4 protein-coding genes are annotated in these 5,247 nt (G+C 28.9%); all 4 read left to right on the top strand.

Going from position 1 to position 5,247, the window contains the following annotated elements; translation table 11 throughout:
* The first annotated feature begins 237 nt into the window (after nt 1-237).
* The 4 genes from BMY82_RS09085 to BMY82_RS09070 all read left to right on the top strand — a co-directional run bounded on the left by BMY82_RS09085 (nt 238) and on the right by BMY82_RS09070 (nt 5,026).
* Nucleotides 238-1,656 (top strand): Na+/H+ antiporter NhaC family protein, encoded by a 1,419-nt coding sequence (locus BMY82_RS09085; protein WP_091976235.1) that lies wholly within the window; start codon nt 238-240, stop codon nt 1,654-1,656.
* A 193-nt stretch (nt 1,657-1,849) separates the two neighbouring features.
* Nucleotides 1,850-2,665, top strand: a complete 816-nt coding sequence (locus BMY82_RS09080) for a TraX family protein (protein ID WP_091976234.1) — start codon at nt 1,850-1,852, stop codon at nt 2,663-2,665.
* A 212-nt stretch (nt 2,666-2,877) separates the two neighbouring features.
* Complete coding sequence (locus tag BMY82_RS09075; protein WP_091976233.1) at nt 2,878-3,609, top strand: response regulator transcription factor; 732 nt, start codon at nt 2,878-2,880, stop codon at nt 3,607-3,609.
* Nucleotide 3,610: 1 nt separating this feature from the next.
* The gene (locus tag BMY82_RS09070; protein ID WP_091976232.1) at nt 3,611-5,026 is read left to right on the top strand and encodes a HAMP domain-containing sensor histidine kinase; all 1,416 of its coding nucleotides are present in this window, start codon (nt 3,611-3,613) and stop codon (nt 5,024-5,026) included.
* Nucleotides 5,027-5,247 lie beyond the last annotated feature (221 nt).

Here is a 5,247-nt window from a genome sequence, read left to right as displayed (position 1 = left end):
AATAATACACTGGGGAATAGTATAGTAGAAGTCAAATAATGAGATATTAATATATATTAATATCATTATGTTTTAAAAAGTCTTTCATATGAAAGGCTTTTTTTATTTCTTAAAATATCCTAATAAAAGTTGAAAAAAATATATATTTAGTATAATATATCAAAAGGTAAGATATATGCAAAAATGCAGATAGTATCAATAAATTTAAAAGTGTAAGTACTAGAAAAAGAGGTGAAAATGAAAGATATAAAATTTGAAAATGAAAGAGCAGAAAAAATTTCTAAAGATGAATTAGAGATTGCTCCCAATGGAAAAGCTCTAATTCCCTTTTTAGTTTTTATAGGAGTATACCTTGGAAGTGGAATAATACTTCAATTAAAAGGTGTAGAAATGGCGTTTTATCAATTTCCCGCACCACTTGCAGTAGTAATAGGTATAATAGCAGCTTTTTTAATTATAAAGGGCAAGTTCAGTGATAAATTTGATACCTTCATAAAGGGATGTGGGGATTCTAATATTATTATTATGTGTATTATATATTTGTTGGCAGGTGGATTTGCCTCTGTTTGCAAGGCTATGGGAGGTATAGATTCTACTGTAAACTTAGGTCTTACATACATTCCACCACAATACCTAGCCGCAGGAGTTTTTGTAATATCAGCTTTTATTGCTACGGCTACGGGAACGTCAGTAGGAAGTGCAGCTGCAGTAGGACCAATTGCAATAGCAGTGGCAGAAAAATCCGGAACTTCATTACCGCTAATGATGGGCTGCGTTTTGGGTGGTATAATGTTGGGGGATAATTTATCGATAATATCAGATACGACCATAGCATCTACAAGAACTCAAGGTTGTGATATGAAGGATAAATTCAAACTTAATCTTTGGTTGACAGTCTTGCCTGCAATAATAACAATTGTTTTGCTCATTCTATTTGCAAAGCCAGATACTGTAGTAAGCACGGGAGATCATCAGTTCAATATTATAAAAGTTCTCCCATATATATTTGTTTTAGTAACGGCTATATTTGGAATGAATGTTTTTATGGTACTAATAGGAGGAACTATTTTTGCAGGGGCAATAGGTATTTACTTTGGAGACCTAAACCTTCTAACTTTATTCCAGTCTATATATAGCGGTTTTACAGGAATGACCGATATATTTTTACTTTCCCTATTAACTGGAGGATTGGCAGAAATGGTAAATAAAGCAGGTGGAATATCATATCTTCTTGTAAATATACAAAAATTTATAAAGGGAAAGAAAACTGCTCAGCTAGGAATATCAGCCCTAGTGTCTATTACAGATATTGCAGTTGCAAATAATACTGTATCAATAATAATAAATGGTGAAATTGCAAAGAGAATATGCTATAAATACAAGATAGATCCAAGGAGAAGTGCAGCTTTATTAAGTACTTTTTCAACGGTATTTCAGGGGCTAATTCCTTACGGGGCTCAGATGCTAATAGTAACAAGTTTTTCTAATGGAAAAGTTTCTCCGCTTGAAGTTCTTCCATATACTTGGTTTATCTATCTTTTGGCAATATCAGCGATAGTATCTATATTTATACCTTTTTCAGATGGATTAATTAGAAAAAATCCTTGGAATTTTGATAAAGAAATTGATGAAAAAAGTCTTTTAGAAAAAAATTAAGAAATATACAAAGCTTCCTTGTAGAACAAGGGAGTTTTTTTATGTAAAAATATATATAAATAGTTTAATCGATTTAATGTTAATTTAAGATTGGCGTTATCATCATTTAATTTAGGGCGAATATACTAGGAGTATAGATAAGAGAGCTTATTTAAAACATAAATTAGAATAGTTGAAAGAGAGGTATTATTAGATGGAAAAATTAATGACAAGAAGCTCAAACTGGAGAAGTATATTTAACGGTACAAACTTAAAGATTTTTGCGGCAATACTTATGCTTGGAGATCATATTTATGAATTTTGGTATTCAACAGGAAATTTCATGCTGTTGCACATGCTAGGTAGGATGGTATTTCCAATATTTTTATTTTTATCTGCGGAGGGTTTTCATTATACTAAAAGCAAAAAAGGATACATTATAAGGATGCTTATAGCAGGCATAGCAATGACAGTAATAAGCATGACTGTAACAGAGCTATTTCCAAATGATAATATAGTATTTGCAAATAATGCTTTTAAGACGTTTTGTACAGTAGCTGTATATATGTTAGCCTGGGATTATATAAAAGATGGGATAAAGACAAAGAAAGTAAAAGAAATTTTTAAAGGTATTGGTATTTCACTTATTCCTATTGTAGTTATGGTATTTATCAATATGATAATAATGCTAACTGCAAAAGATGGGATAGTTCCAGATGGATATAGAATACTACTTATGATATTGATGTCATTTCCCAATTTAATGGTTGAAGGTGGAGCAGCAATGGTGCTATTGGGATTACTATTTTATATATTTAGAGAAAATAGAATAATACAAGTTTTAGTTTTAGTAGCACTTTCAGTATTTGTATATATTATAAATAAAAATAGTGTTCAATGGATGATGGTTTTTGCAGCAATTCCTATGCTTCTTTACAATGGTGAAAAGGGTAGGGGATTAAAATATTTCTTCTATATATATTATCCCGTACATCTTGTTATCCTTTATTTGATAGCGACATTTATATAAGTAATTAAAAAAATATTTATTGATTCAATATTTTCTGTAAAGTTATTACATATTAATTAAAAATACAATCCTTCTGTGATAGAATAAAGTCATAGAAGGATTTTTTATACATAATATACTTAAGTATCTTTATATTATTCAGATAAAGATATAAATAATAAATCCATCTTTAAAGAGCAAATTTTAAAAAGCATTGTAAAGGGGGTTTATAAATGAACAACAGTATGTTTGAAAAGGGAATTTTAATTGTAGATGATGAAGTAGAACTTTTAGATCTTATAGAGATTTCATTAAGAAAGGAAGGCTTTAAAAATATATATAGGGCTGAAAGAGGTAAAAAAGCCATAGAAATTATTGATAAAGAAAATATAGAATTAGCAGTTTTAGATGTGATGTTGCCTGATATGGAAGGATATGATATTTGCAGATATATACGTTTGAAATCAAATATGCCAGTGATTTTTCTATCTGCAAAAGGAGACGAAGAAGATAGGATAATTGGTTTGGCAACTGGAGCTGATGACTATGTAAGCAAGCCTTTTAGCATAAAGGAACTGATATTGAGAATAAAAATAAAATTAAAAAGAGTTATAGAATTTGAAGAAACGATAGCAATTACGGATAAAGAGAGTTTAAGTGATGTTTTAGAAGTAGGTGATTTTACAATAGATAAGCTTAAAATGGAAGTTAAAAAGAAGGATCAAGATATTGAGTTAAAAGCAAAAGAATACAAGATGTTTCTATATATGGCAGAAAATAAAAATCAAATTATAAGCAAGGAAAGATTTTGTAATGAAGTTTGGGGAGAAGATTTTTTCGGATTTGATAACACGATTACTGTTCATATAAGAAGGTTAAGAGAGAAAATAGAAGAAGATCCTTCTAATCCTGAGTATATAAAAACAGTGAAAGGCTTAGGTTATAAATTAGTTATAGGAGAATAAGATGATAAAATCGAAACTTACGATACAGTATATTATTAGTCTTGGCTTAATCTCTATAATAATAATATTTGTAAATTTATTTGCGGGATTTTATTTAGTATATAACGATAATGCTGTAAGGGGTAAAGAAAAGGAATTAGATAAATATACGAGAGACTTTGAAAAATATATTGAAGATGATAAGGGAAAAATAAAAATAAGTAAAGAAGGAGAGGCTTCTTTATCTAAAAAAAATCTTTGGATACAAATATTAGATGAAAATGGTCTCGAAGTAAGCAGTTATAGAAAACCCCAAAATGTAAATACAAAACTTACACCTTCAGAAATTGTAAATGCCTATAAATATGGTGGAAGTATTGATGGAAACTCAGAGGTACTATTTGGTAATAAAAAAATAGGTAATAAAAGCTATACTTATTTAATTGCTTTTCCTATGAAGAAAATAAGGAAATATACTATAGTGGTAGACAATTCATCTTTTATGAATAGTTTTAAAAGTATAATTACAAAGATTATAGTTATAGATTTAATTGTAGCTGCTTTTTTGGGATACATATTCAGCAGGAGGCTTACAGACCCTATAAAAAAAATGGTTTTAGGCATAGAAGAACTAGCAGATGAAAAAAAATATGAAAAAGTAGCAGAAAAGGGATTGTATAAAAGTGTCTTTAAGCAAATGAATATTTTGTCTTCTAAGTTGGAAGCCAATGAAAAAGAAAGAATTGAAATACAAAATATGAGGAGAGATTGGATAGCAAATATTTCTCATGATATTAAAACACCACTGGCATCTATTAAAGGTTATGCAGAACTTATGGATGGTTCGTATGATTTAACGGAAAGCGAAGTAAAAAAATATGCAGAGATTATAGAAGAAAAATCGGATTACTTAAAGAATTTGGTTGAAGATTTAAACCTAACTATGAAGCTAGAGGATAATAAGGAGATTATGAATATTAAACAAGTGAATATAGTTTCACTTGTTAGGGAAACGGTTATAGAAGTTTTAAACGATCCTTTATACAAACATTCCAACGTTGAGATGCATAGTGTAGAAGATGATATAGAGCTAGAGTTAGATGAAAAGCTAATGAAGAGGGCAATAAGCAATTTAGTATACAATTCTCTAATACATAATGAAAAAAAAGTAGATATAGTTATAGAGATACAAAAAAGTGATTTAGTTGAAATAATTATATCTGATAACGGAAAAGGGATTTGTGAGGAAGATATAGGCAAAGTATTTGATAGATATTATAGGGGAACTAATACTGGCGAGGCGCATAAAGGTTCTGGATTAGGTATGGCAATAGTCAAAGATATAGTTCTTTCTCACAATGGACAGATTGATTTATTGAGCAAAGAAAATAAGGGAGTAAAGGTGTATATAAAACTTCCATATATAAAGAAGAAATAATTTTTTTTAAGAGTTGTATAAATGGTAAAGATTAGAAAGTTGCTTCTATCTTTGCCATTTTTTGATTTTATATATAAGAAAATGTTTACCTTGTTAAATTGGGAAAAATGTGAGTAAAATCTATATTTTAGGATATATATAAATAGATAGTCTAAAAAGTTCAAAGGCTTGAAAATAGATGATTTTAGTAAAAAAAGATGTCAAAACCTCTATATAAAAAA

This window comes from Peptostreptococcus russellii, from assembly GCF_900110295.1.
Taxonomy (GTDB): Bacteria; Bacillota; Clostridia; order Peptostreptococcales; family Peptostreptococcaceae; genus Peptostreptococcus; species Peptostreptococcus russellii_A.
Note: the sequence above shows the minus strand (reverse complement) of the source record. Positions and strands in the feature narration are given on the sequence as shown.